The sequence below is a fragment of the Pseudomonas edaphica genome, from assembly GCF_005863185.1.
GTDB classification, from domain to species: Bacteria; Pseudomonadota; Gammaproteobacteria; order Pseudomonadales; family Pseudomonadaceae; genus Aquipseudomonas; species Aquipseudomonas edaphica.
Map to the genome: position 1 here is coordinate 1 of NZ_VBVZ01000937.1, position 1603 is coordinate 1603.

The 1603-nt window shown below is 62.6% G+C and carries 1 protein-coding gene and 1 pseudogene; both read right to left on the reverse strand.

Annotation, left to right across the window (positions count from 1 at the left end; all coding sequences use genetic code 11):
• Positions 1-343: pseudogene (locus tag FEM54_RS32240) on the reverse strand (insulinase family protein); the annotation flags it as partial.
• A partial coding sequence (locus tag FEM54_RS32245) for a M16 family metallopeptidase (protein ID WP_138454246.1) occupies positions 336-1603 on the reverse strand: 1268 nt, incomplete at its 5' end. The pseudogene FEM54_RS32240 and the gene FEM54_RS32245, both read right to left, overlap by 8 nt.

Below are 1603 nucleotides of genomic sequence, written 5' to 3' on the forward strand. Positions count from 1 at the left end.
GCATGGCGTTGGTCAGCAACGCAACGCCTGGGGTATTGCCGTCCTGGCTGCTGCCGGCGGCGAACAGGATGCGCATGTCGAACATTGGCAGTTCGTGGGCTTCGACGAACAGCACCTTGGCGCCCTCGGCGGTGGTCCAGGTTTGCACGTCGAGCTTGCGGTTGGTCGGCGCCTTGCCGTCCAGTTCTGCCAAAGATTGCAGTTTGTTGGCCGATTGCGCCTTGTCCAGCGCCTGGCTGGCCACCGATTCACTCGGGCGCAGGAAGTACACGGCGCTGGCGGCGATCAGGGTGACGACGACCAGGCCGGGGAAGATCAGGCGGCTGCTTTTGCGATTACTCATGAGCGGTCTCCTCGGGCAAAACATGGGCGACGCTCAAACGTTCGCGGGTGAAGTAGGTGCGCGCGGCTTTCTGGATATCTTCCGGGGTCACGCTTTGCATGTCGGCAAGCTCGGTGTCCATGAGTTTCCAGGACAGGCCAACGGTTTCCAGCGAGCCGATGGCCGTGGCCTGGCTGGTGATGGAATCACGTTGGTAAACCACGCCGGCAATCACTTGGGCGCGGATACGCTCCAGTTCTTCGGTGGTCGGTGGCTTGGCTTTCAACTCGTCCAGCAGGCGCCACAGGCCGGCTTCGGCCTGGGCAATGGTCTTTTTCTTCTGCTGATTCGGCGTGGCGCTCAATGTGAACAGGCTGTCACCACGGGTATAGGCGTCGTAGCTGGTGGACGCGCCGGAGACGAGTTCTTCACCGCGCTCCAGCTGTTCCGAGATACGCGCGCTGTAGCCGCCATCGAGCAGGGCCGAGAGCAGGCGCAGGGCTTGCACCGAGCGCTTGTCTTCGGCAGTCGCCAGGCCCGGCACGTTGAAACCGAGGATCACGCTCGGCAGTTGGGTCTGCACGTGCAGGGTCAGCAAGCGCTCGCCAGGTTCGGCCAGTTCCAGTGGGATCTTGGCGGGTGGCACATCACGCTTGGGGATTGGGCCGAAGTAACGTTCGGCGAGTTTCTTGACCTCGTCCGGCGTCACGTCGCCGACCACCACCAGTGTGGCGTTGTTCGGCACATACCAGGACTGGTACCAGTGGCGCAGTTCTTCAACCTTCATGCGCTCAAGGTCGGCCATCCAGCCGATGGTCGGCGTGTGATAGCCGCTGGCCGGGTAGGCCATCGCCTTGAAGCGCTCGTAGGCCTTGGACATCGGGTTGTCGTCGGTGCGCAGGCGGCGTTCTTCCTTGATCACCTCGATTTCGCGGCTGAACTCATCGGCCGGCAGGCGCAGGCTGGCCATGCGGTCGGCTTCCAGCTCGAAAGCGACGCCCAGGCGGTCACGCGCCAGTACCTGGTAATACGCGGTGTAGTCGTCGCTGGTGAAGGCGTTTTCTTCAGCGCCCAGGTCACGCAGGATCAGCGAGGCTTCGCCGGGACCGACTTTGGCGCTGCCCTTGAACATCATGTGTTCCAGGGCATGGGACAAACCGGTCTGGCCCGGGGTTTCGTAGCTCGAACCGACCTTGTACCAGACCTGGGAAACCACCACCGGCGCGCGATGGTCTTCGCGCACGACCACTTTAAGGCCGTTATCGAGGGTGAATTCATGGG